The sequence below is a fragment of the Tistrella mobilis genome (assembly GCF_039634785.1).
GTDB lineage: Bacteria > Pseudomonadota > Alphaproteobacteria > Tistrellales > Tistrellaceae > Tistrella > Tistrella mobilis.
In genome coordinates this window covers 78,229-101,697 of the sequence record NZ_JBBIAB010000001.1, presented here as the reverse complement: position 1 = coordinate 101,697, position 23,469 = coordinate 78,229, and the positions used below count along the sequence as shown (strand labels likewise).

General features: G+C 69.6%; 20 protein-coding genes. 12 read left to right on the top strand and 8 right to left on the bottom strand.

Annotation, left to right across the window (positions count from 1 at the left end; translation table 11 throughout):
* Nucleotides 1–38: 38 nt before the first annotated feature.
* Both WI697_RS00500 and WI697_RS00495 read right to left on the bottom strand, forming a co-directional pair.
* Nucleotides 39–782 carry an SRPBCC family protein gene (locus tag WI697_RS00500; RefSeq protein WP_345957037.1) on the bottom strand — a complete coding sequence of 248 codons (744 nt, stop codon included), beginning with the start codon at nt 780–782 and terminating at the stop codon, nt 39–41.
* A gap of 122 nt (nt 783–904) precedes the next feature.
* A complete protein-coding gene (locus WI697_RS00495) occupies nt 905–1,558 on the bottom strand; it encodes an arylesterase (protein ID WP_345957036.1) in 654 nt (217 codons plus the stop codon).
* 238 nt (nt 1,559–1,796) lie between these two features.
* On the opposite strand from WI697_RS00495, the gene WI697_RS00490 reads away from it, so the two are divergent.
* From WI697_RS00490 to WI697_RS00475, 4 genes are all read left to right on the top strand, one after another.
* The gene (locus tag WI697_RS00490; RefSeq protein ID WP_062770674.1) at nt 1,797–2,486 is read left to right on the top strand and encodes an ABC transporter ATP-binding protein; all 690 of its coding nucleotides are present in this window, start codon (nt 1,797–1,799) and stop codon (nt 2,484–2,486) included.
* The gene (locus tag WI697_RS00485; protein WP_345957035.1) at nt 2,483–5,119 is read left to right on the top strand and encodes an ABC transporter permease; all 2,637 of its coding nucleotides are present in this window, start codon (nt 2,483–2,485) and stop codon (nt 5,117–5,119) included. Before WI697_RS00490 ends, WI697_RS00485 begins: the two co-directional genes overlap by 4 nt.
* A gap of 324 nt (nt 5,120–5,443) precedes the next feature.
* Nucleotides 5,444–6,313, top strand: a complete 870-nt coding sequence (locus WI697_RS00480) for a branched-chain amino acid aminotransferase (protein WP_062769896.1) — start codon at nt 5,444–5,446, stop codon at nt 6,311–6,313.
* Between the two features lie 248 nt (nt 6,314–6,561).
* Nucleotides 6,562–7,206, top strand: a complete 645-nt coding sequence (locus WI697_RS00475; protein ID WP_014746709.1) for a helix-turn-helix domain-containing protein — start codon at nt 6,562–6,564, stop codon at nt 7,204–7,206.
* A gap of 66 nt (nt 7,207–7,272) precedes the next feature.
* Here the strand turns inward: WI697_RS00475 and WI697_RS00470 are convergent, their stop codons facing one another.
* The 3 genes from WI697_RS00470 to WI697_RS00460 all read right to left on the bottom strand — a co-directional run bounded on the left by WI697_RS00470 (nt 7,273) and on the right by WI697_RS00460 (nt 9,425).
* On the bottom strand, nt 7,273–7,620 hold the full coding sequence (locus WI697_RS00470) for a DMT family transporter (protein ID WP_014746708.1): 348 nt from the start codon (nt 7,618–7,620) through the stop codon (nt 7,273–7,275).
* Between the two features lie 66 nt (nt 7,621–7,686).
* Nucleotides 7,687–8,574 (bottom strand): prephenate dehydratase, encoded by an 888-nt coding sequence (locus tag WI697_RS00465; protein ID WP_082828881.1) that lies wholly within the window; start codon nt 8,572–8,574, stop codon nt 7,687–7,689.
* A 116-nt stretch (nt 8,575–8,690) separates the two neighbouring features.
* Nucleotides 8,691–9,425 (bottom strand): 3-deoxy-manno-octulosonate cytidylyltransferase, encoded by a 735-nt coding sequence (locus WI697_RS00460; RefSeq protein WP_062769893.1) that lies wholly within the window; start codon nt 9,423–9,425, stop codon nt 8,691–8,693.
* A 446-nt stretch (nt 9,426–9,871) separates the two neighbouring features.
* Here WI697_RS00460 and WI697_RS00455 point away from each other — a divergent pair, with 446 nt between their 5' ends.
* The 7 genes from WI697_RS00455 to WI697_RS00425 all read left to right on the top strand — a co-directional run bounded on the left by WI697_RS00455 (nt 9,872) and on the right by WI697_RS00425 (nt 18,519).
* Nucleotides 9,872–10,489, top strand: a complete 618-nt coding sequence (locus WI697_RS00455) for a c-type cytochrome (protein WP_345957034.1) — start codon at nt 9,872–9,874, stop codon at nt 10,487–10,489.
* A 164-nt stretch (nt 10,490–10,653) separates the two neighbouring features.
* A complete protein-coding gene (locus WI697_RS00450) occupies nt 10,654–11,448 on the top strand; it encodes an inositol monophosphatase family protein (RefSeq protein WP_062769890.1) in 795 nt (264 codons plus the stop codon).
* A 76-nt stretch (nt 11,449–11,524) separates the two neighbouring features.
* Nucleotides 11,525–13,375 (top strand): extracellular solute-binding protein, encoded by a 1,851-nt coding sequence (locus WI697_RS00445; RefSeq protein ID WP_345957033.1) that lies wholly within the window; start codon nt 11,525–11,527, stop codon nt 13,373–13,375.
* An 18-nt stretch (nt 13,376–13,393) separates the two neighbouring features.
* Nucleotides 13,394–14,479, top strand: a complete 1,086-nt coding sequence (locus WI697_RS00440) for a microcin C ABC transporter permease YejB (protein ID WP_062769887.1) — start codon at nt 13,394–13,396, stop codon at nt 14,477–14,479.
* Nucleotides 14,480–14,482: 3 nt separating this feature from the next.
* Nucleotides 14,483–15,535 (top strand): ABC transporter permease, encoded by a 1,053-nt coding sequence (locus tag WI697_RS00435; protein WP_345957032.1) that lies wholly within the window; start codon nt 14,483–14,485, stop codon nt 15,533–15,535.
* Nucleotides 15,532–17,169, top strand: a complete 1,638-nt coding sequence (locus WI697_RS00430) for an ABC transporter ATP-binding protein (protein WP_345957031.1) — start codon at nt 15,532–15,534, stop codon at nt 17,167–17,169. Before WI697_RS00435 ends, WI697_RS00430 begins: the two co-directional genes overlap by 4 nt.
* Before the next feature lie 111 nt (nt 17,170–17,280).
* Complete coding sequence (locus WI697_RS00425; protein ID WP_345957030.1) at nt 17,281–18,519, top strand: bifunctional transcriptional activator/DNA repair enzyme AdaA; 1,239 nt, start codon at nt 17,281–17,283, stop codon at nt 18,517–18,519.
* Here WI697_RS00425 and WI697_RS00420 read toward each other — a convergent pair.
* The 3 genes from WI697_RS00420 to WI697_RS00410 all read right to left on the bottom strand — a co-directional run bounded on the left by WI697_RS00420 (nt 18,494) and on the right by WI697_RS00410 (nt 22,600).
* On the bottom strand, nt 18,494–19,750 hold the full coding sequence (locus tag WI697_RS00420; protein ID WP_062761536.1) for a lipase family protein: 1,257 nt from the start codon (nt 19,748–19,750) through the stop codon (nt 18,494–18,496). The genes WI697_RS00425 and WI697_RS00420 overlap by 26 nt on opposite strands.
* Nucleotides 19,751–19,882: 132 nt before the next feature.
* Nucleotides 19,883–21,289, bottom strand: coding sequence for a leucyl aminopeptidase family protein (locus tag WI697_RS00415; RefSeq protein ID WP_062761535.1), 1,407 nt, complete (start codon nt 21,287–21,289; stop codon nt 19,883–19,885).
* A 120-nt stretch (nt 21,290–21,409) separates the two neighbouring features.
* Entirely contained in the window at nt 21,410–22,600 is a 1,191-nt protein-coding gene (locus WI697_RS00410; protein ID WP_197465023.1) for a TAXI family TRAP transporter solute-binding subunit, read from the bottom strand.
* 312 nt (nt 22,601–22,912) lie between these two features.
* Here WI697_RS00410 and WI697_RS00405 point away from each other — a divergent pair, with 312 nt between their 5' ends.
* Nucleotides 22,913–23,458: a disulfide bond formation protein B gene (locus WI697_RS00405; protein ID WP_062761534.1), complete on the top strand. Its 546-nt coding sequence runs from the start codon at nt 22,913–22,915 to the stop codon at nt 23,456–23,458.
* Nucleotides 23,459–23,469 lie beyond the last annotated feature (11 nt).

Here is a 23,469-nt window from a genome sequence, read left to right as displayed (position 1 = left end):
GGTCCCGTCGGGAGACCGCGTCATCAGCCGTCCGGCCTTCAGCCGAACAGCAGCACCATCACCAGCGAGACGACCACCAGCGCGCCGAGCCAGACCACGGGGTTCGCGCCCTTGCCGTGGCTGCCATGGCCGTGACCATGATCGTCATGGCCGTGATCGTCGTGGCCATGGCCGTTATGGCCGGCGATATCCATCGCCGCGGCGGCCGGCGAGATGCCCGCGCTCATGCCGGCGGCGGCGGGCGAGACCGGGGCCCCGCGATCGGGCTGCGGTGTCGGCTGAGGGGTGTCTGCCGTTGCGGGCGCTGCGGCAGGTGCGGCCGCCGGGGTGGCCGGTTCACTTGCCGCGGCGAGTTCGGCGAATTTGGCGAAGAATTCGTCGGCCAGCTTCTGCACCGTGCCCTGAATCAGCCGGGCGCCGAGCTGGGCCATCTTGCCGCCGACCTGGGCATCGGCCGTGTAGCGCAGGATGGTGCCGCCCGCGCCGTCGGGCTCCAGCGTCACATCGGCGGTGCCCTTGCCGAAGCCGGCGGCACCGCCCTTGCCCTCGCCCGCAATGCGGTAGCTCTTCGGCGGATCGAAATCCGACAGGGTCACCTGGCCGTTGAAGGTGGCCTTCACCGGGCCGATCTTCGCGGTGACGACGGCGGCATACTGGTTTTCGCCGGTCTGCTCGACCGACTGGCAGCCTGGAATGCAGTCCTTGAGCGCTGCCGGATCGACCAGCTTTGCCCAGACCGTCTCAGGGGCGGCGGGGATGCGGTATTCGCCCGAAAGCTCCATGGGTTTCCTCGTCCTTCCGTATCGTCTGCCGCCGGTCGGAACAGGCTGCCGGCGTGGGGCATTCCTGATGCGATCCTAGCATTCCTGCGGACGGGGGACAGCCTGCGCTTCATTGTGTGCAATCAGTCACGCACCTTCGGCACCTTCCGGGCATCAAGTGCCCCGATCACCACGGGCGCCAGCCGTGCCGCCATCTTCTTGACCCCCGCCGCATTCGGGTGCAGCCCGTCGGGCTGAACGAGTGACGGCTCCAGCGCCACGCCCTCAAGAATGAAGGGGTCGAGCGGCACGTCATGGGCCCGGGCCAGGGCCGGATAGATCGCATCGAAGGCCTTGCGATAGTCCGGGCCCCAATTGGTCGGGGCCAGCATGCCGACCAGCAGCACCGGCAGGCCCTTGCGGCCGAGCGTGTCCAGAATGGCGTCCAGATTGGCTTTGGCCTCGTCGGGTGCGATGCCGCGCAGGGCATCGTTGGCGCCGAGTGCCACGATCACCAGGTCCGGCTGGCGGGGCAGGCCCCCCAGGGCCCAGTCGAGCCGGGCCCGACCGCCGGCGGTGGTGTCGCCCGAAACCCCGGCATTCTCCACCTGTGCCGGCCGGCCGGCGGCTTCCAGGGCGGCTTCAAGCTGTGGCACCAGGCCCTCGCCTTCCGGCAGGCCATAGCCGGCGGTCAGGCTGTCGCCGAGCGCCAGGATCAGCGGCTGGTTCTCTGCGGCGCCGAGGGGTCCGGGGCGGACAAGAAGGGCGGTGAGGCCGAGGCCGATCAGCCCCAGCACCGCCCGCCGCGTCGGAGATCCGCAGTCTGCCCGTGAAGGAAGGGTGTGTGGTGAAACCGACACCGCCGATCCGTCGGAACGGGCTTCCGGTTTGATCCCGCCCGTCGCGGCGCCATATGGCGACGGAGATCCATGCGCGCGACGGGCATTGTCCGTGCCCGGGGCATGGCGGGAATGGTCGCAGGGGCCGGCATCGGTCGGTCGGAACAGGGTCACGTCTGGGAGGCTCCTCAATCTCATGATCCGGCTGCAACAGGTGTCGGTGTCGTTCGGCCGCGGATCCGCCGCGGTCGACGTGCTGAAATCGGTCGATCTCGATCTCGAAGCCGGGCGCACGCTGGCGGTGCTGGGGCCCTCGGGCGCGGGCAAATCGACACTGCTCGCGATCGTTGCGGGGCTGGAGCGGGCGAGCGCCGGCCGGGTGGAGATCGCGGGCCAGGATCTGGGCCGGCTCGACGAGGATGGCCTGGCCCGGCTCCGCGCCCGACATATCGGGATCGTCTTCCAGGCTTTCCACCTGATTCCGACGCTGACCGCGCGCGAGAACGTCGCCCTGCCGCTGGAACTGGCCGGGGCGGCCGATGCCGACGATCGCGCCCGGGTCGCGCTGGAACAGGTGGGGCTGGGGCCTCGTCTCGATCATTATCCGGCAGCCCTGTCGGGGGGTGAACAGCAGCGGGTGGCCTTTGCCCGGGCGGTGGTGCATCGCCCGTCGCTGCTGCTCGCCGACGAGCCGACCGGCAATCTGGACCGGGCGACGGCGCGGCTGATTTCCGATGCGCTGTTCGGCTATCGCGACGAGACCGGGGCCGCGGTGATGGTCATCACCCATGACGAGGCCCTCGCCCGCCGCGCCGACCGGGTGGTGCGGATCGAAGACGGCCGCCTGTCCGAAGCGGCGGGGCTTCCGGCCGAGGTTCGGCCATGAGCGCGGGCGAAACGGTCGCCGGCCGCGCCGGGCATGCCGTGCCGTCTGCGCGCGGCCTGCCCTGGCGGGCGCTGATCCGCTTCGCCCTGCGCGATCTGCGCCGGGGGGTCGGCGGGTTCGCCATCGTGCTCGCCTCTCTGGCGCTGGGCGTGGCGGCGATGGCCGGCATCGGGGCGCTGGATGCCGCGGTGGTCGCCGGCCAGGCCCGCGATGCCCGCGCCCTGCTGGGCGGTGATCTGGAACTCGCCACCACCGGCCGGCCGCTGCCCGATGCGGTCCGGGCCGATCTGGCGGCGCGGTCCGCGGCGATCTCGGCCGTGGTCGACCTGCGCGGCATGGTCCGCCTGACGCCGGACGAGGTCCGGGCCCGGGGTGCGGTACGGGGGGCGGCGCCGGGTGCGCCGGTCAACGACCGCGCCCTGGTCCAGGTGCTGGCGGTGGATGCGGCCTATCCGCTGGTGGGCCGGATGGAGACGGAGCCGCCGATCGCAGGGTCACCGGCTGCGGCGTTGGGGGCCGACGGGCTGCTGGCCGAGGGCACCCTGCTTGCGCGGTTGCGGCTTGCCCCGGGTGATGTCGTGCAACTGGGCGGTGCCGATTTCACCATCCGCGGCCGGCTGATCGCCCAGCCCGATCAGGGCGGGTTCGGGTTCGCGCTCGGACCGCGGGTGGTGATCGCCCAGGCCGGGCTGGCCCGGGCGGGGCTGGATGCGCCGGGCACGATCTCGCGCCACATGACCCGTGCTTTGCTGGCGCCCGGTGTCTCGCCCACCGCCACGGTGGCGGCGCTGGAGACGGCCTGGCCGGCCGAGAGCTGGCGCGCCCGCACCCTCGACCGGGCCAATCCCGGCCTGGCGGGCTTCGTCGACCGGCTGGCGACCCATCTGGAACTGGTGGCGCTGGCTGCCCTCGCCATCGGCGGTATCGGTGTCGCCGGCGCCGCCCGGGCGCATCTCGAGGCGCGGGCCCGCACGGTTGCGGTGCTGAAGGCGCTGGCGCTGGGCCCGGCGGCGGTTTTCCTGGTCTACATGATGCAGATGGCCGTGGTGGCGGCGCTCGGCATCCTGATCGGTGTCGTGGCGGGAGCGACGGTGCCCTGGATCGCCGCCGGCTTCGCCGACGGGCTGCTGCCGACACCCATCCTGCCCGATCTTTACCTGCTGCCTCTGGCGCGTGCCGCGCTGATCGGCGCCGGGGTGGCGATTGCCTTCACCGCCCCGGCCCTGGGGCGTGCCTCGGGCGTGCGGCCCGCAGATCTGCTGCGGGCGGCGGTGGTGCCGCTGGCCGCCCGCACCGGCCGCCGGGGGATTCTGACCGGTCTTGCCGCGGGCACGCTGGTCGTGGCCCTGGTGGTGGGCGGTGCTGCGGATCCGATCCTGGCCGGGGTCGCCATCCTGTCGATCGCGGTGGCGCTGCTGGTCTTCCGTGCGGCCTCGATCGGGATTGCGGCGGTGGCGCGGCGGGTGCGGGTGCCGGGGCGGCCGGCGCTGCGCCTGGGCGTCGCCGGGCTGCGCCGCCCCGGGGCGCCCACGGCCGAGATTGCAGCCGCGCTGGGTGCCGGGCTGATGGTGCTGACCGCCCTTGCCCTGGTGCAGGACAATCTGACCCGGCTGATCGATCGCAGCCTGCCCGCGCGGGCGCCGCAATACTTCTTCCTGGACATCCAGCCGGACCAGGTGCCGGTCTTCGATCGCCTGGCGGCCGAGGCGGTGGGGCCTGAGAACCTTGCCCGCATGCCGACGCTGCGTGGCCGGATCCGGGCGCTGAACGGCCAGGTGATCGACGAGGCGGATGTGGTGGAGCGCGAGCGCTGGGCGATCCGCGGCGAGGTCGGCATGTCCTGGTCGGCAGAGATGCCCGAGGGTACCCGGCTGACCGAAGGCAGCTGGTGGCCGGCCGATTATGCCGGGCCGCCGCTGGTCTCGATCGATGACGAGCTGGCCCGGGGCATGGGTGCGAAGATCGGCGACCGGCTGGATGTGCTGGTTCTGGGCCGGACCATCACGGTGGAGATCGCCAATCTCAGGCGGATCGAATGGCTGGATCTGTCGCTCAACTTCGTGATGGTGCTGTCGCCGGGCGCCCTTGCCGGGGCGCCGGCCACACATATCGCCACCATTTCGGGCGATCCGGCTGCAGCCGAGGGGCTGATGGTCGAGGTTACCGACCGCTTCCCCAATGTCTCGGCGGTCAGCGTCGGCGATGCCGTGCGCCAGGCCGGCGCGCTGATCGAGGGGGTGGCGGGGGCGGTGCGGATCACCGCGATCGCCGTGCTGGCGGCGGGCGCCCTGGTGCTGGCGGCGGCGGTGCTGGCCGCCCAGTCCAAGCGGCGCTTCGATGCGGTGATGATGAAGGTGGTCGGTGCCTCGCGTCGGACCATCGCCGCCGGACTTGCGATCGAATTCCTGATCGTGGCGGTGGTGGTGGGGCTGATCGGGGCGGCCGGCGGCACGCTGGCCGCCTGGGCGATCACCCGTTGGCTGCTGGAGATCGATTTCGCCTTCTCGGTGCTGCCGGTGGCGGCATCGGCCCTGGCGGGCATCGGCCTTGCCCTGGCTGTGGGGCTGGCGGCGGTGGCCGGCGCGCTGCGCGTGCCACCGGCGCGGATCCTGCGCGAACGTGCTGGCCTCTGAGGTTGGGCCGGTCTCTGAGGTTGGGCCGGTTTCTGAGGTTGGGCCGGGCTGGCATAAAAAGAACGTTATGCGCGATGAAACGCCGACTGCTTCGCTTTGACAGTGGGCGGCAAGGGAGTATGCTTTCATCCAGAACATGCCGGCTGCCTGCCCTCGGAACGGAGGGCAGGAGCGGCATCTCGACGTCCCGTTGCCCCGCCACCGGCGCCCGAGCCTCCGGACCCTCCCGAGACCCCGGTTTCAATCCGGGCCTAGCCTCGCGGGCCCGCCGCTTTCGTGCAGGATCGTGACCGGCAGCGGCATCGCTTGCAGGAGCAGCACCCCATGGCTTTCGCCAATCTGTCGAGCCTGGCGGCCTGGTCGTATATCGACGGCCGCTGGGTCGAAGGCAATCCGCCGATCATGGGACCGATGTCCCAGGGCTACCAGTTCGCCTCGATGGTCTTCGACGGCGCCCGCTCCTTCGATGGCGTGGTGCCCGATCTCGAGGGGCATTGCGCCCGCCTGCTCCGCTCGGCCAGGTCGTTCGAACTTGAACCCAAGGTCGATCTCGACACCGTGATCGGCACGGCGATCGACGGCGTGAAGCGCTTCCCGCGCGAGGTGGCGACCTATATCCGTCCGGTGATGTACGCCGATGACGGCATGGTTCAGGTCAATCCCGACAGCACGAAATTCGTGATGACGGTGTTCGCCATCCCGTTCTCGAACGAGATGGGCAGCTTCTCGACCGGGCTCAGCCCCTATCGCCGGCCCGGGCCCGACATGGCGCCCACCGACGCCAAGGCGGCCTGCCTTTATCCGATGACCGGCCGGGCGCTGAACGAAGGCGCGCGCCGCGGCATCGACAACCCGGTCATGCTCGACCCCGAGGGCAATGTCGCCGAATTCGCCTCGGCCAATCTGTTCATGGTCAAGGACGGCGTGGTCCACACCCCGAAGCTGAACGGGACTTTCCTGGCCGGCGTTACCCGCAAGCGGGTGATGGAGCTGTTCGCTGCCGACGGCATCGAGGTGGTCGAGCGCTCGATCACCTATGACGAGCTGAAGGATGCCGACGAGCTGTTCTCGACCGGCAACTTCAACAAGGTGGCGAGCGTCAACCGGATCGAGGATCGCAATCTTCAGCCCGGCCCGATCGCCCGCAAGGCCTGGGATCTGTACTTCGCCTGGGCGCGCGATCAGGCCTATTGATCCGGCGTATCCGACGATCCGGCGGCGGCCGTGGAGCGGACAGCTCTGCGGCCGCCGTCGTCGTTTCGGGAGATGAAAAACGACGACCGGCCGCGGGCGCCTGCCGCCATTGGACAGAATTCCACCCGCCCCCTCACGGTACCTGGACCGGGACCGGTGCCCGCGGTTATTCTCGGGCCACTTCCGGCGGCGCGCCCCCGAACGCGCTGGCGACGACCGGATCAGCGTCAGCGACCCCGAGGAACATCATGAGCATCGACGACACCGGGTCTGTACCCGAAGACGACGAGGACGGCGTTGCACCAGGCGAGGCAGGCCAGATCGAGAGCCGTGTCTCCCGGCGCATCCGCGAGCTTCGCCGCGACCGCGGCATGACGCTGCAGACGCTGGCCGAGAAGGCCGGCGTCTCGAAGTCGATGATCTCCAAGGTCGAACGCGGCGAGGCCAGCCCTTCGGCGGCGACCGTGGCGCGGCTGGCCGCCGGGCTGGGCGTCACCATCTCAAGCCTGCTGGGCGAGCATGACCGCCACGACGTGCTGGTGTTGCGCCGTGCCGATCAGGCGGCCTTCGTCGACCCCGAGACCGGTTTCGAGCGCCGGTCGATGTCGCCGATCTTCCCCTCGCGCGGGCTGGACCTGGTTCAGGTGACCGTGCCCCAGGGGGCGACGGCGGGGCCCTTCGTCGGCCATCGCTATGGCGTCGAGGAATATCTGGTGGTGGTGGAAGGCCGGCTGGGCGTCACCGTCGGCGGTATCAACCACGTGCTTCAGCGCGGCGATGCGATCTTCTATCAGGCCCATGTCGCGCATCAATACGCCAATCTGGGCGAGGGCCCTGCCGTGGCCCTGGTGGTGATCGGCGACATCCGCGATCTGCGCGACGGCCGGGATTGAGCCTGCCCGCTTTCCCCGGCGGCGCGCGACACGCCGGGGGGCGGGGGCCTGGCAGGCGAGGTGGGCTCAGTGGCCGCCCGACAGGTTCAGGCCGATCACGCCCAGCACGATCAACCCCAGAGAGACCAGTTTGATCGTGTTCATGCTCTCGCCGAAGGCCAGCACGCCGATGGTAGCGATGGCCGCCGTACCCACCCCCGACCAGATGGCATAGGCGACACCGATCTCGATCCGCTTGAGCGCGACCGCAAGCAGGCCGAAGGCGATCAGATAGCCGACCACCATCACCGCCGTCGGCCCGAGCCGGGTGAGGCCGGCCGACATCTTCATCGAGGTGGTGGCGACGATTTCAGCCATGATGGCGCCGGCAAGCAGCACCCAGGCGAGGCCCGCACCCATTCCGCTGCCACCCATGGCCTGCAGATCTCCGCGTGTGAGTGTGACGGGTGTAACCGTGACGAATGTAACGTGACGGGCCGGTCAGCGGGCGGTGGCGTCCGGATCCTGCTGCCGGCGCGGGCTTGCCGGATAGACGCCCAGGATGCGGACATCGGTCGAGAAGAAGCCCAGCTCCTCCATCGCCAGCGCCACGGCCCGGTCTTCCGGGTGGCCCTCGATCTCGGCATAGAACACCGCCGGCGTGAAGGCGCCGTCGATCAGATAATTCTCGAGCTTGGTCATGTTGACGCCGTTGGTGGCGAAGCCGCCCAGCGCCTTGTAGAGCGCCGCCGGCACATTGCGCACCTGGAACAGGAAACTGGTCACCACCAGCCCGTTATCCGGCGCCGGGATCACCGGTTCGCGCATCATCACCACGAAGCGGGTGGTGTTGTGCTCGGCATCCTCGATCGCCTCGGCCAGCACGTCCAGGCCGTAGATGTCGGCCGACAGCCGCGAGGCGATGGCGGCGACCGCCGGGTCACGCAGCTCCGCCACCCGGGCGGCGGCACTGGCGGTGTCGGAATGGATCACCGGCCGGATGCCGTGCGCTTCCATGAAGCGGTGGCACTGGCCAAGGGCGTGGACGTGGCTGAGTGCCGTCTTTACCTGATCCAGACGCGCGCCGGGGGCGCCCAGCAGGCAGTGGCTGACCCGCATGAAATGTTCGCCGGTCAGATGGAGGCCTGAGGTCGGCAGCAGCCGGTGCACATCCGCGACCCGGCCGGCCAGGGTGTTGTCGATCGGGATCATCGCCCGGTCGGCCTTGCCCTCGCGCACCGCCTCGATCGCATCGGCGAAGGTCGGGCAGGGCAGGGGGACCAGCTCGGGAAACATCTCCAGGCACGCCATGTGGGAATAGGCACCGGGCTGGCCCTGGAAAGCGATGGAGCGGGCTGGCGTGACGGGCATGTCCTGGGCGGCGGGCATCGATGGGTTCCGGCTGGAATGGCAGGGGCCGGCATCTTGCGCCCGCCCGCTGCATCTGTCCATCGCCCCCGCATGTCGCGGACGCCGTCGATGCCGGGCGCCGTCGATGCCCCAGGTCAGCCGGCGGGCTTCAGCAGCCGGCGGGCCACTTCCAGATCCTCGGGCGCGTTCACCTCGAAGGGCACGGTGTCGACGATGGCGGCGTCGATGCGCAGCCCCGCTTCAAGGGCGCGCAGCTGCTCCAGCCGCTCGCGCAGCTCCAGCGGGCTGGGCGGCAGCGAGACGAAGCGGTCGAGCGCGCCGCGCCGGAAGGCATAGAAGCCGATATGATGGTGAACCGGCCCGTCCCCCCAGGGGGCGTTGGCGCGGGTGAAATAGAGCGCCCGGCCGATCCGGCTGCCCGGCGCCATCGACAGCACCGCCTTGGCGGCATTGGGGTTGGCGCGGACCGCCGGATCCGAAGTCTCGACCACGAGCGTCGCGATATCGGCCTGATCGCCCAGCGCTTCCAGCGCCGCACGCGGCAGGGCCGGGTCCAGCGCGGGCATGTCGCCCTGGAAGTTGATGATCACGTCATGGCGCCGGTCGGGATCGAAGATCTCGGCCGCCGCCTGGACGCGGTCGGACCCCGACGGCAGGGCCGGATCGGTCAGCACCGCCGTGCCGCCGGCCGCTTCCACCACGTCCACGATCTCCTGATCGCCCGCCGCCACCACCACCGGGCCGACGCCGGCGGCAAGGGCATGGTCGAGGCAATGCAGGATCATCGGCCGGCCGTTGATGTCCGCCAGCGGCTTGCGCGGCAGGCGGGTGGCAGCCAGACGGGTGGGGATCACGACCAGGGGGTTCATTCTCTGCCTCGGCGATGGAACAATCGGGCGTCCATATTCCGGACCGGAGGTTGCGACCATGTGACGCAGGCTCGACCTCTCGTATGGAACCGGAGCCCCTGGAACCCTTATAGGGATTGGACAGAAGCGGGGGAAGTGGCTAATCTTCGCCCGTCATGACCGCATCTGCGGTGTGACCCATAAACCCGTGCCGTAACGCTTCCCGAAGGTGTCCGGACGCTCCCGCAAGTGCGGCTGCCGCCTGACGGAATTCCCTCCGCTGGGACGGGCCGGATCCGCAGATCGACGGGCATGTCATCCGTCGGCCGCGGGCTCCGCCGGGACCGCTCCGGAGAGTGCGGCGCTCATCAAGAACCTGCGGCACGGCCGGATCCGTGTCGACCCGTGCCCTGCTGTCCGGAATGCATGTCAAGGGCCGTCGGGCGTCGTGTGGAAGAGGATTGGGCATGTCAGGCTTCGAATTCAACAAGCTGATGGCCGCGTTCCTGACGGCGGCATTGTTCGCCATGGTCGTGGGTGTCATCTCCGACATGGTGTACGAGCCTGAACACCTGGAGAAGAACGCCTACGCGATCGAAGGCGTCGCCACCGACGCCGCCGCCGAGGCGCCGAAGGAAGTGCCGTTCGAGGTGGCGCTGGCCAGTGCCGATCCCAAGGCCGGTGCCAAGGTCTTCGCCCGCTGCACCGCCTGCCACGACGACTCGAAGGGTGGCCCGAACAAGGTCGGCCCCGAGCTGTGGAGCGTGGTCGGCCGCCCGGTGGCCTCGGCCGACGGCTTCGCCTATTCCGACGCCCTGAAGGGCATCGGCGGCGAGTGGACCTTCGAGAAGCTCGACCACTTCCTGACCAAGCCGGCCTCGTTTGCGCCGGGCACCAAGATGTCCTTCGCCGGCCTGTCGAAGGTCGAGGATCGCGCCGCGGTCATCGCCTATCTCAACAGCCAGTCGGATGCCCCCAAGGAGATCCCGGCGGCGCCCGCCGAGGGTACGGCCGAAGGTGGCGAGCAGCCCGCTGCCGAACAGCCGGCCGGCGAGCAGCCCGCCGCCCAGCAGAACGCCGGCTGAGGTCAGACCAGGCGGCGGATTTCCGGCGATGCCGTCGCCGGGTTGCATCCCCTGCCCGGCCCGGTCATCTTTCGCGACGCCCGCCGGTCCCATGCGGACCCGGCGGGCGTCGTCGTTCCGGCCCCCGTCTACCGGGGCCATCCTCTCGGAGCCCTGTGCGCCACATGACCCCGACCCGTCTTGCCGAAGACGCCGCCGCTTTCCTGCCCGTCGCCTTCCGGCTGGCCGATGCCGCCCGGGCAGAGGCCCGGCGCTATTTCCGCACCGCCGTGCCGGTCGACGTGAAGCCCGATCAGAGCCCGGTGACCTTGGCCGATCGCGAGGCGGAGGCCGCCATGCGCCGCATTCTCGAGGCGGAGCTGCCCGCGCACGGCATCTTCGGTGAGGAGCATGGCCGGGTGCGCGAGGCGGCGGACTGGCAATGGGTGCTGGACCCGATCGACGGCACCCGCTCGTTCATCACCGGCCGCCCCACCTTCGGCTCGCTGGTCGGGCTGTGCTTTCGCGGTCACCCCGTGCTGGGGGTGATCGATGCCGGCGGCACGGGGGAGCGCTGGTGGGGGATTACCGGCGGACAGAGCTGTTTCGACGGCCGGCCGATCCGCACCCGCGCCTGCGCGGATCCGGCGCTGGCCCGGCTTGCCGCCACCTCTCCCGCCATGTTCGGACCCGACGACCGAGCCCGGTTCGACCGCCTGGCCGGGCGGGTCACCGACGTGCTCTGGGGGGGGGATTGCTACAATTACGGCCTGCTCGCCCTCGGGCTGATCGATCTCGTTGCGGAAGTGGATCTGAAACCATACGACTGGTGCGCACTTGTGCCGGTGATCGAGGGCGCGGGCGGGGTGGTGACCGACTGGTCGGGGCAGAAGCTGGGGCTGGAGGGCGATGGTCGCGTGCTGGCCGCCGGCGACCCGCGCGCGCATCGGATTGCACTGGAAATGCTGGCCTTGGCCTGAACTTGCCCTATCATCGCGGATGGAGGGATAGCGTCACCGACCGGAGGGATGACGACAGGTGATGGCCGAACAACGGATGCGGGGACGCGGATGGCGTCGCCCCGCCCGGGTGGTACTGATGCTGGGCGGCCTCTTGGCCGGAAGCATCGCCGCCTTCACGCCGGTTCTTTCGGGCCAGGCTCTGGCGGAGCTGTCGCATGGCATATCGATGTATGGGGATCTGAAATATCCCGCCGATTTCGATCACTTCGCCTATGCCTATCCCGAAGCACCCAAGGGCGGCACGCTGAGAAGCGCCGCCCGGGGCACTTTCGACAGTCTCAACCCGTTTGCGCTGCGGGGCATCTCCGCACCGGTCAGCCTTGCCTTCGACACACTGACGGTGCAGAGCCTGGACGAACCCTTCTCGGAATACGGGCTGATCGCCAGGACCATCGACAAGGCGCCGGACAATTCCTCGGTGACCTTCACCATCCGTCCCGAGGCGCGTTTCCACGACGGGACGCCGATCACCGCCGCCGATGTGGCGGCGACCTTCGATCAGCTGCGCGAGAAGGGCCACCCGACCTATCGGATCTATTATGCCGAGGTGGCGGGCGTCGACGTGCTGGACGACCGCACCGTCCGCTTCCGCTTCGCCAACACGAAGAACCGTGAACTGGCGCTGATCCTGGGTCAGCTGCCGGTGCTGCCCAAGGCCTGGCTCGATGCCCATGATCTGGGGGCGGGCACGCTGGAGCCGATCCCCGGCAGCGGGCCCTACAGGGTGGCCCGCGCCGAGCCCGGCCGCACGCTGGTGATGGAGCGGGTGAAGGACTATTGGGCCAGGGATCTGCCGGTGAATGTCGGCCGGTACAATTTCGACCGCATCGTCACCGACTATTACCGCGACGACGAGGTCTCGGTAGAGGCGTTCAAGGCCGGCCAGTACGATCTTCGGGTCGAGAACAGCGCCCGGCGCTGGGCCACCGCCTACAACATGCCCGAGGTCGAAAGCGGCAAGCTGAAGCTCGACACCATCCCGCACCGGCTGTCGACCGGCATGCAGGGGCTGGTGATGAACACCCGCCGTCCGGTCTTCCAGGACCCGGCGATGCGCCGGGCGATGCAGTATGTGTTCGATTTCGAATGGTCGAACAAGACCCTGTTCTACGGCGCCTATACCCGCACCGACAGCTATTTCGAGAACTCGAACATGGCATCCTCGGGCATTCCCGAGGGGGCGGAACTGGCGCTGCTGGAGCCCTATCGCGACCAGCTGCCGGCGGATCTGTTCACCAGGCCCTATACCGTGCCCAAGACCGATGGCAGCGGCGCCAATCGCGCGGGGCTGAAGACCGCCTACGACATCCTGGCCAAGGCCGGCTACGAGGTGAAGAACGGCAAGCTGTTCGCCCCCGATGCCGATGCCCCGGTGCGGATGGAATTCCTGATCCAGGATGCCGCCGAGGAACGCATCGTGATGCCGATCACCCGCAGTCTGGGCCGGTTGGGCATCGAGGCGACGGTTCGTCAGGTGGATGCGGCGCAGTACGAGAACCGGCTGCAGACCTTCGATTTCGACATCATCACCGAAATCTGGCCGCAGTCTCAATCGCCCGGCAACGAGCAGCGCGAATTCTGGGGCAGCGAAGCTGCCGACCGGCCCGGCAGCCGCAATTATGCCGGGATCAGGAACCCCGTGGTCGATGCGCTGATCCAGAAGGTGATCGATGCCGAGGACCGGCAGAGCCTGGTGACGGCCGTGAAAGCGCTGGACCGGGTGCTGCTCTGGGGCGACTACGTCATCCCGCAATTTCACCTCCCGGCCTTCCGGATCGTCCACTGGAATAAGTTCGGTCGCCCGCCGGTGCTGCCCGATTACGGCATCGATCTTTACACCTGGTGGGTCGACGACGCGCTCGCCGCCCGCTACGGCCTGCGCTGACAGGGGGCCCGGTTCCGGATGTTCGCTTACGTCCTGCGCCGCCTGGCCCTTATTCCGCTCACATTGTTCGGCATCATGGTGATCAACTTCGCCGTCGTCCAGTTCGCCCCCGGCGGACCGGTCGAACAGATGCTGGCGACGCTGAGCGGGGCCCAGGCCGACGCCACCTCGGGGTTTTCCGGAGGGGGCCGAGAGGTCGCCGCCCCCTCCATGTCGGGCAGCGATTATCGCGGCGCCCGCGGCCTGCCGGACGGGCTGGTCGAGGAAATCCGCACCCTTTACGGCTTCGACAAGCCGCCGGTCGAACGCTTCCTCGACATGATGGGCAGCTATCTGGCCTTCGATTTCGGCGACAGCTTCTTCCGCAACGCACCGGTGGTGGACCTGATCCTCGACAAGCTGCCGGTCTCGGCCTCGCTCGGGCTGTGGAGCACGCTGATCATCTATCTGGTCTCCATTCCGCTCGGCATCGCCAAGGCGGTGCGCGACGGCACGCCCTTCGATGTCTGGACCAGCGGTCTGGTGATCGTGGGTTATGCCGTGCCGGGCTTTCTGTTCGCCATCCTGCTGGTGGTGATCTTCGCCGGCGGCTCGGTGGTGTCGTGGTTTCCGCTGCGCGGGCTCGTCTCGGACAACTGGGCCGAATTGCCCTGGTGGCAGCAGATCCTCGACTATTTCTGGCATCTGGCGCTGCCGGTGGCCTCGCTGGTGATCGGCGGCTTCGCCACGCTGACCCTGCTCACCAAGAATTCCTTCCTGGACGAGATCGGCAAACAATACGTGATCACCGCCCGGGCCAAGGGGTTGAGCGAGAACCGCGTGCTCTATGGCCATGTCTTCCGCAACGCCATGCTGATCGTGGTCGCCGGCCTGCCCGCCACCATCGTCGGGCTGCTGTTCACCGGCTCGCTGCTGATCGAGGTGATCTTCTCGCTCGACGGGCTGGGGCTGCTGTCCTACGAGGCGGTGCTCAACCGCGACTATCCGGTGGTCTTCGCCTCGCTGTTCATCTTCACCCTGATCGGGCTGCTGCTGAACCTGATCGGCGACCTGATGTATGTGGCGATCGATCCGCGGATCGATTTCGAAGCCAGGGGAGGCTGAGCCATGGGCATCGCTGCACGCCTCGGCTTTCGACCGCTCGGGCCGCTGAACCGCCGACGGCTGCGCAATTTCCGCCGCAATCGCCGGGGCTTCTGGTCGTTCTGGATCTTCCTGGTCCTGTTCCTGATCTCGCTCGGTGCCGAATTCGTCGCCAATGACCGGCCCATCCTGGTCTCGTATCAGGGGCATCTCTATGCCCCGGTGCTGTTCGACTATCCCGACACCGAATTCGGCGGCTTCCTGCCGACCCCGGCCAATTATCGCGACCAGATCACGCAGGAGACGATCGACGCCGAAGGCTGGGCGATCTGGCCGCCGATCCGCTTCTCCTACGACACGATCAACTTCAACCTCGACCGGCCGGCGCCGGCGCCCCCCTCGGCCGAGAACTGGCTGGGGACCGATGATCAGGGGCGTGACGTGCTGGCCCGGCTGATCTACGGCTTCAGGCTCTCGGTGCTCTTCGGGCTGGGGCTCACCATCGCAAGCTCGGTGATCGGGGTGATCGCGGGCGCAATCCAGGGCTATTTCGGTGGCGTCACCGACCTGATCTTCCAGCGGCTGATCGAGATCTGGGCGGGGCTGCCGCAGCTTTATGTGCTGCTGATCCTCTCGGCCCTGTTCGAGCCGACGGTCTGGCTGCTGCTGGGGCTGCTCACCCTGTTCTCGTGGACGGGGCTGGTCGGGCTGGTGCGGGCCGAATTCCTGCGCACCCGCAATTTCGACTATGTCCGCGCCGCCCGGGCCATGGGGGTGGGGGATATCGGCATCATGCGCCGCCATATCCTGCCCAATGCCATGGTCTCGACCCTCACCTTCCTGCCCTTCATCCTGTCGGGCGGGATCACCGCGCTGACCTCGCTCGACTTCCTGGGGCTGGGTCTGCCGGCGGGCTCCCCCTCGCTGGGTGAGCTGCTCAATCAGGGCAAGAACAATCTTCAGGCCCCCTGGCTCGGCATTTCGGGCTTCGTGACGCTGGCGGTGATGCTGTCGCTGCTGATCTTCATCGGCGAAGCGATCCGCGACGCCTTCGATCCGCGCAAGGTGTTCTCGTGAGCGGCGCCCGTCAGGCAAATCCTCCCGTCCTGTCCGTCCGCGATCTGTCGGTCACCTTCCGGCACGAGACCGGCGAGACCAGGGCGGTGGCGGGGGTGTCGTTCACGGTGGGGGCCGGCGAGACGCTGGCGATCGTGGGCGAAAGCGGCTCCGGCAAGTCGGTGACGGCGCTGGGCATTCTGGGGCTGCTGCCGCGCAGCGCCGATGTCGCCGTCGGCGGCAGCGCCCGTCTGGGCGAGGCGGAACTCGTCGGCGCATCCGAGCGGTCCCTGCGCCAGGTGCGCGGCAACCGCATCGCGATGATCTTTCAGGAACCGATGACCGCGCTCAATCCGCTGCACCGGGTGGAGCGGCAGATCGCCGAGACGCTTGCCCTGCATCGCGGCCTCGAGGGGGCTGCGGCCGCGGCGCGGATCGATGCGCTGCTGCGCGAGGTGGCGCTGGTCGACGCCGAAGGCTCCACCGCCCGCATCCGGCGGTCCTTCCCGCACGAGCTGTCGGGCGGCCAGCGCCAGCGGGCGATGATCGCCATGGCCTTGGCGAACGAGCCCGAGATCCTGATCGCGGACGAGCCGACCACGGCGCTGGACGTCACCGTCCAGGAAGAGATTCTGGGCCTGCTCGCCCGCATCCGGCGCGAGCGCGGCATGGCGCTGATCCTGATCACCCATGACCTCGCCATCGTCCGCCGCACCGCCGACCGGGTGGTGGTGATGCGCCGCGGCGAGATGATGGAGGCGGGCACCGCCGAGGAGATCTTTCGCGCGCCGCGCAACGACTATACCCGCATGCTGATCGCCTCGCGCCCGCGCGGTCTGCCCGATCCGGTCCCGGCCGGGGCGGCTCCGCTGCTGTCCGTGCGGGATCTGGCGGTGCGCTATCCGGTGAAGGGCGGGCTGCTGCGCCGGGTGGTGTCTCATGTCGAGGCGGCGGCGGGGGTGAATTTCACCCTTCGCCCCGGCGAGACCCTGGGGCTGGTGGGGGAGAGCGGCTCGGGCAAGAGTTCCGTCGCCGCCGCTCTCGTCCGGCTGACCACCGCCGAAGGGGTGGTCGATTTTGCCGGCACCGACCTCGCCAGGCTGGATCAGAAGCGCCTCCGGCCGTTGCGCAACCGCTTCCAGATCGTGTTCCAGGACCCGTTCGGCGCGCTGAGCCCTCGCATGACCGTGGGCGATATCGTGGCCGAAGGGCTGGATGTGCATGCACCCATCGCCGACCGGGCGGCGCGTCGGGACCGGATCGGTGCGGCACTGGCCGAAGTGGGACTGGATGCGGCGATGCAGGATCGCTTCCCGCATGAATTCTCGGGCGGGCAGCGCCAGCGCATCGCCATTGCCCGGGCGCTGATCCTGGAGCCCGAGCTGATCGTGCTCGACGAGCCGACCTCGGCGCTCGACGTCTCGATCCAGGCGCAGATCGTCGAGCTGCTGCGCGGGCTGCAACGGCGGCGGCAACTGGCCTATGTGCTGATTTCCCATGACCTGGCGGTGGTGCGGGCGCTGGCCCACAAGCTGATCGTGCTGCGCCAGGGCCGGGTGATGGAGCAGGGCGAGGCGGCCTCGGTGATGGCCGCGCCCGAGACCGACTATACCCGGGCGCTGATCCGTGCGGCTTTCCCCGACGGCCTGTCCTGAGCGCGATCGGGCTTGGGAAATCCCTGTCCGGTCGCGGATGGTGCGGCGGGGGCCATGGGTGCAGGATGGGGGCAATCGATCCCCTTGATCTGCCGGGAGGAAACCCGACCCATGGCCTCTGATCCCATCGAACGCTCTGGACCCGTCGACCTTGCGGCGCCGGCCGACGTGCTGGCGCTTGCCGGCGATCAGGTCGGCGACGACCGGCTCTGGCGCATCGTCGCCGACCGGGACCGCCGCTTTGCCGATGCCTTCCGGCTGGGCGTGATCACCACCGGCATCTACTGCCGGCCGGGTTGCCCGGCCCGGCTGCCCAATCGCGAGAATGTCCGCTTCTATCCCGACGCCCATGCCGCCGAGGCGGCCGGTTTCCGCGCCTGCAAGCGCTGTGCGCCAGAGGCGCAGGCGCTGGGGCCTGAACAGAAGCTGGTCCTGTCGGCGATGGGTGCCATCGACCGGCGCGAAGAGGTGCCGGGGGCGACGGAACTCGCCAGCCTGCTGGGGGTAGAGACCCGGCGGCTGGCGCGTGCCTTCGGCCGGGTGCTGGGGGTGGCGCCGGCCGAGATGCTGCGCGGGCTGAAGCGCCGCCGGTTCCGCGCGGCCCTGAAGGCGGGGGAAAGCGTCACCGAGGCGGTCTATACCGCCGGCTTCGGCGGCCCCGCCCGGGTCTATGACGGCGGGGCGGCGGGGCTGGGCATGGCGCCCGGGCGCTTTGCGGCCGGCGGCGCCGGCGAGGTGGTGTCGTGGCGGATCTTCGACTGCCCGCATGGCCGGCTGCTGATTGCTGCGACCGAACGCGGGATCGCGATGATCGCGATCGATCCCGACGATGCGGCCCTGCTCAGGGGGCTTGCGGTCGATTTTCCCGCGGCCCTCCGGGTGGAGGCCGCAGCCGACCATCCGCTGATCGGCCGCGCCGCCCAAGTGGTGCTGGACGGGCTGACCCGCGATGCCGCCCGGCTGGATGATCACGGCCTGCCGCTGGATCTGCGGGCGGGCGCCTTTACCCTCAGGGTCTGGGAGGCGTTGCGCCGGCTGCCGGCCGGCACCGTCACCACCTATGGGGCGCTCGCCCGGGCGCTGGGCAATCCCGGGGCGGCACGGGCGGTGGGGCGGGCCTGCGCCACCAATAAGATCTCTCTGCTGGTCCCCTGCCATCGGGTGCTGCCCGAACAGGGCGGCTTCGCCGGCTATCGCTGGGGAGAGCGGGTGAAGCGGGCCCTGCTCGAGGCCGAGCATGCCGAGATCCACCCGGACCGTGCCACCGCGGATGCGGCGGCACGGGCGGCGACAGAGCCGCGGGAGGAGGTGGCGGAAGCCCCGCTCAGGATGCGCCGCAGGTCGAGCTGACCGGCTTGCCCGCCATCACCTGGCGCACGAAGGGCACGCTGTCCTTGAGCGAGCCGTTGACGGCCCCCGAATGGTCGAGCCCCGGATAGACATGGGCCTGGACCACGGTGCCCGCGGCGCAGGCGGCATCGACCACCGCCTTCTGCATCGCCGGCGGCACGTCATGATCTTCGGCACCGGTGCCGACGAACAGCGGATGGGCCAGCTTGACGGTCGGATAGGCGAGCGACGGCGCAAGGCCGGTGATCACCTCGATGGCCTTGGGGGTCATGGCGTTGCCGCGGGTGAGGCCGGCATCGGTGACCGCCTTGAAGATCGGCATCACGCAGCCGGTGCGGGCCTGGTTCAGCACCGGCATCGCCTTGGGCGTGAACATCTGGCTGACATCGGCTTTGGTCGGGGCCTGTTCGGCCAGCAGGCCGATATAGAGCAGATAGGCGATGGTCGGGTCGACCTTGTCGGGATTGGCCTTGGCGACCGCGGTCATCAGCTGCGGTGTCAGATAGGGAATGCCGGTCGAGACCGTGCCGCGGATGTCGATATCGGGGGCATAGTCCGGCGCGAAGGCGGCGGTCGCAAAGGCGGCGCCGCCGCCCTGGGACTGGCCGATCAGCACCACCCGGTCGGCAAGGGCGACCCCCAGCTCTTTCTGGCCCGACTGCACGGCGCGGACCGAATCGAGCGTGCTGTAGGCTTCGGGCCGGGTGGCGAGATAGGGGTGCGGGCCGGCGACGCCCAGGCCCTGATAATCGGTGGCGACGATCGCGAAGCCTTCGCGCAGCCAGCGGCCCAGATAGTCGACATCGCGCTTGGACCGCCCGGTCCACGAGGGCGCGCAGGCATCGGCCACGCCGACCGTGCCATGCGCCCAGGCGAGCAGCGGCCAGCCGCCGGCCGGCGGCCGGCCCTTGGGCACGAACAGCGCACCTGAGACCACCACGGGTCCGTCACCCGAAACGCCGTCGGTCGAGGTGTAGAGGATGCGCATCTGCTGCCCGGCCCCGGGCAGGCCCAGCTTTGCGGGCAGGGGCTCGGTCCGGAGCAGCAGGCCGGCCTGATCCGGGATGCTGCCGGTCCAGTCGTAGAAGGCCGAGACCCCGCCGTCGCCCTGGGCGGCATTCGGGCGGGGCATCTCGGCGGCGGTGACCGGCGTGGCGGCGATGGCCGCCAGGGCGGCGAGTGCCGCAAGCGGTGCGGCGAGGCCGCGCCGGGTAAGGGCTGTACGTGACATCGGGGGGCGTCTCCCTGCGCTGGTTCTTCTTGCAGATCAAAGTCTGCCAGAACCGACGCAGGGCGCCTTGCGAAGATTGGGCAAATTCCGCTTTGCGGTTGTTGATTGCCGATCAGGCCCGCGCTCCGGATGTCAGGCCGAAGGCGCCCAGCGGTCGGCGATCATCCGGTAGAGCGCCCGCACGCCCATGATTTCGCCACCTTCCGGCCGGCCCGGGCGATTGCGCGTGTTCCAGGCCATCAGGTCCAGATGCAGCCAGCCCTTGCGCGCCTCGCCCGCAAAGGCGTCGAGGAACAGGGCGGCCGTGGTCGCCCCGGCGAAACCGCCGCCGCTGACATTGCAGATATCGGCGATCTTGCTGTCGAGCATGTGGCGATAGGCGCGATGCAGCGGCAGGCGCCAGACCGGATCGTCTTCGGCACGGGCAGCACTTTCCAGGGCCGCGGCCAGTGCGTCGTCTTCGGCGAAGAAGGCGGCGATTTCGGTGCCGACCGCCACCCGGGCGGCGCCGGTCAGGGTGGCGACGTCGATCAGCAGTTCGGGCATGTCACGCGCCGCCTCGGCCAGGGCGTCGGCCAGGATCAGCCGTCCCTCGGCATCGGTGTCGCCGACCTCGACCGAGATGCCGGCGCGGGTCTTGAGCACGTCGCCGGGGCGGAAGGCATCGCCGGCTATGACGTTGTCCACCGTCGGGATCAGCACTCTCAGCCGCACCGGCAGGTTGGTGTCGATGATCATCCGCGCCAGCGCCAGCACATGGGCGGCGCCGCCCATATCCTTCTTCATCAGCCGCATGGCCGAGGCCGGCTTGATGTCGAGCCCGCCACTGTCGAAGCAGACCCCTTTGCCGACCAGGGTGACCCTGGGATGGCTTTCGTCGCCCCAGCTGAAATCGATCAGCCGCGGCGGCCGGGTGCTGGCCCGGCCGACGGCATGGATCGCCGGGAAATTCCGCTGGACCAGATTGTCGCCGACGATCTCGTCATAGCGGCCGCCGGCATTCTCGGCGATCCGCCGGGCTGCAAGCGCCAGCTCGTGCGGGCCCATATCCTCGGCGGGGGTGTTGATCAGGTCGCGGCCATGGGAAATCGCCTGGACCAGGGCGGCCAGCCGCACCTGATCGGCCGCGGCCGGTACCACCAGGGTGGCCGGGGCCCGGCGATCCTCGGTGCGACCCAGATAGCGGTCGAACCGATAGGCGCCCAGCGCCCAGCCCATGGCGAGGTTCGTGACGAGCCGGGGATCGGTCGGTTCCGGATCCAGCCGCCAGCGGCCCTCGGGCAGCTTCTGCGCCAGATCGCCGATGGCCCAGGGGCCCGGTTCCGCTGCGGTCACCATCACGGCGCCGGCGATGCCGCCCTCGGCATCGGGCAGCAGCGCATGGGCACCCGGCCGCGGCTTGAAGCCCTGCGCCGAAAGCCAGGCCGCGATCCGGGGCTCGGCAGCATCGCGCCAGGCGGCGAAATCGCGCTCGGTCACCAGGGTCAGCGGCAGGGCGGCGGCGTCGCGGTCACGCGACAGGCTCGGGATCTCGGCCATGGACGTGCGGGGCTCCTCGATCGATGGATGCGGAAAATCGCGCCAATCGACAAGGTCAGCGCCCGGGGCGCCGCCGTCAAGCCCGGGGGATCATCATCCGGTACCGTGTGATGATGCGGCTCAGCTGGCGGGGGTGCCGGGCTTGGGTTCCGGCATCGGTGCATCCGGTGTCGCCGGTGCCTCGGGCGTGGCCGCGGGCTCGCTGCCCAGATCATCCAGCGGTGCCGCTTCGGGCGGGCTGCCGGATGGGGCATCCGGGGCCGCATCGGCATCGGCCGGCTTGCCCTCGGCGGCCGCCTTGTCGCGGGCCGCCCGCCATTCGGCATAGAAGCGCTCCGCCCCCGGATGAAGCGGGATGCCGACGCCGAGCGTGGCGGTCTCGGGCCGGATCAGCCGTCCCTTGGCATGGCCGGCATCCAGCAGGCCGCGGGTGGGCGTGCTCCAGAGCGCCCTTGTCAGGCCATAGACCAGTTCGGCATCCAGCCCCTCGCGCACCACCCAGAGTGCACGCACGCTGACCGTGCCCACAGGGGCTGCCAGGTCATAGGCATCGCGGGGGATGACGTCTTCCACGAAGAAGGGGTGTTTTTCGACCAGGGCGCCGCGCAGTTCGGGTGCCAGCGGCACCAGGTTCGCGACCCCGTCGCGGATCGCGGCCCCGATCGAGACCGCGGGATAGCCGCTCATGAAGAACATGGCGTCGAGCGAGCCGTCGCGCAGATGGTCGACGGCCACCTCGGGATCGAGGTTTTCGACCTTGATCCTGTCGAGCGGAATCCCCGCCGCGGCCAGCACCAGCCGGGCATCGACCAGGGTGCCCGAGCCGGTGCGGTCGAGCGATACCCGCTTGCCCACCAGATCCTTGAGATCGGTGATGCCGGCCCCAACCCTTGCCACCACATGCAGGCTTTCAGGGTAGAGGCTTGCGATGGCGCGCAGATCCGGCATCGAGGGTGCGCCGATTTCGGCGCCGCGACCCGCCTCGGCCAGAACCGCGATATCGGCCTGGGAGAGGCCGCTGTCGACCTGGCCGTCGTTCAGCAGGTTGAGATTGTCGACCGACCCGCGGGTGGTGACCGCCACGGCGACCAGGTTCGGAATGCCGCAGGCGCCGCCATCCTCGCAGGGGCGGGAGCCGGGCGGGTTGCTGACCGCATTGGCGATGATGCCGCCGATCGGGAAATAGGTCCCGCCGGTCGATCCCGTGCCGATGCGGAAGAAGCGCATCGCCTCTTCCTGGGCGGCGGCCTGACCCGATGCCGAGAGCAGGCCCGCGACGACGGTTGCAGCGGCCCATCGTCGCAGCGCCACCAGTCTCATCAACCCCAGGTAGATAATCTGTATGAAGTCCGGGGCGGGGACGGGACAGGCGGACACGGCGGTCCGGGTGCTGCGGGCCATGATGCACGGATCTCCGCTGGCGAGACGAGGCGTCGCAGGGGCCACAGCACCCTTGTCCGGTGTGTGCGGTGTGCGACTTGCTTGTCCGGTCGATCCTAGCCACACTCGCGGCATCCGTCGAGCCGCCGTGACACACGTCACGGAACGGTCGCAGGCCCCGCCGCAGGATGGCCCGCCCGGCTGCCCGTGCCGCCGTCCGACATGCCGGAGAGAACGCGCCCCATGTCTCTGCTCACCAAGCCCGTCGACCTGATGGCGGCACGCCTGCGTGCCCGTGGGATCGATCCGCTGCTGCCCTTTCTGGGGGCCGCCAGCCTTGCCCTGCTGGCGGGCGCCCTCGGTTTTCAGGTCCTGGGCGGGCTGGAGCCCTGCGTGCTCTGCCTGCAGCAGCGCTGGCCGCATCTGGGCGTGGTGGTGGCGGCAGGTGCGCTGACGGCGCTCGGGCCCTCGCGGCGGGTGCAGGGCTGGGGGCTGCTGCTGATCACGGTGCTGCTGCTGGTGACCGGCGGCATCGGCCTCTACCATGTGGGCGTCGAGCAGGGCTGGGTGGAGGCAAGCGCCGCCTGCACGATGAGCACGGCCCAAGGCGGCGGTGCCCAGGATCTGGCCGCGCTGCGGGCCGCCATTGCCGGCGCACCGCGTGCCGCCTGCACCGATATCGTCTGGTCGCTGCTGGGGATCAGCATGGCGGGGTGGAATGCGCTGCTGTCGGTTCTGCTGGCGGGGATTGCCGCGGGCGGCGCGCGGCGTATCTTCAGGCATGGCTGACAAGCCGACCG

Coding starts and splice junctions, on each gene's coding strand:
- WI697_RS00450 (WP_062769890.1), top strand. CDS start 10,654: ATGACCCCGACCCGTCTTGCCGAAGACGCCGCCGCTTTCCTGCCCGTC.
- WI697_RS00500 (WP_345957037.1), bottom strand. CDS start 782: ATGGAGCTTTCGGGCGAATACCGCATCCCCGCCGCCCCTGAGACGGTC.
- WI697_RS00460 (WP_062769893.1), bottom strand. CDS start 9,425: ATGAACCCCCTGGTCGTGATCCCCACCCGTCTGGCTGCCACCCGCCTG.
- WI697_RS00435 (WP_345957032.1), top strand. CDS start 14,483: ATGGGCATCGCTGCACGCCTCGGCTTTCGACCGCTCGGGCCGCTGAAC.
- WI697_RS00455 (WP_345957034.1), top strand. CDS start 9,872: ATGTCAGGCTTCGAATTCAACAAGCTGATGGCCGCGTTCCTGACGGCG.
- WI697_RS00415 (WP_062761535.1), bottom strand. CDS start 21,289: ATGGCCGAGATCCCGAGCCTGTCGCGTGACCGCGACGCCGCCGCCCTG.
- WI697_RS00485 (WP_345957035.1), top strand. CDS start 2,483: ATGAGCGCGGGCGAAACGGTCGCCGGCCGCGCCGGGCATGCCGTGCCG.
- WI697_RS00470 (WP_014746708.1), bottom strand. CDS start 7,620: ATGGGTGGCAGCGGAATGGGTGCGGGCCTCGCCTGGGTGCTGCTTGCC.
- WI697_RS00425 (WP_345957030.1), top strand. CDS start 17,281: ATGGCCTCTGATCCCATCGAACGCTCTGGACCCGTCGACCTTGCGGCG.
- WI697_RS00405 (WP_062761534.1), top strand. CDS start 22,913: ATGTCTCTGCTCACCAAGCCCGTCGACCTGATGGCGGCACGCCTGCGT.
- WI697_RS00440 (WP_062769887.1), top strand. CDS start 13,394: ATGTTCGCTTACGTCCTGCGCCGCCTGGCCCTTATTCCGCTCACATTG.
- WI697_RS00490 (WP_062770674.1), top strand. CDS start 1,797: ATGATCCGGCTGCAACAGGTGTCGGTGTCGTTCGGCCGCGGATCCGCC.
- WI697_RS00420 (WP_062761536.1), bottom strand. CDS start 19,750: ATGTCACGTACAGCCCTTACCCGGCGCGGCCTCGCCGCACCGCTTGCG.
- WI697_RS00465 (WP_082828881.1), bottom strand. CDS start 8,574: ATGCCCGCCGCCCAGGACATGCCCGTCACGCCAGCCCGCTCCATCGCT.
- WI697_RS00475 (WP_014746709.1), top strand. CDS start 6,562: ATGAGCATCGACGACACCGGGTCTGTACCCGAAGACGACGAGGACGGC.
- WI697_RS00445 (WP_345957033.1), top strand. CDS start 11,525: ATGCGGGGACGCGGATGGCGTCGCCCCGCCCGGGTGGTACTGATGCTG.
- WI697_RS00480 (WP_062769896.1), top strand. CDS start 5,444: ATGGCTTTCGCCAATCTGTCGAGCCTGGCGGCCTGGTCGTATATCGAC.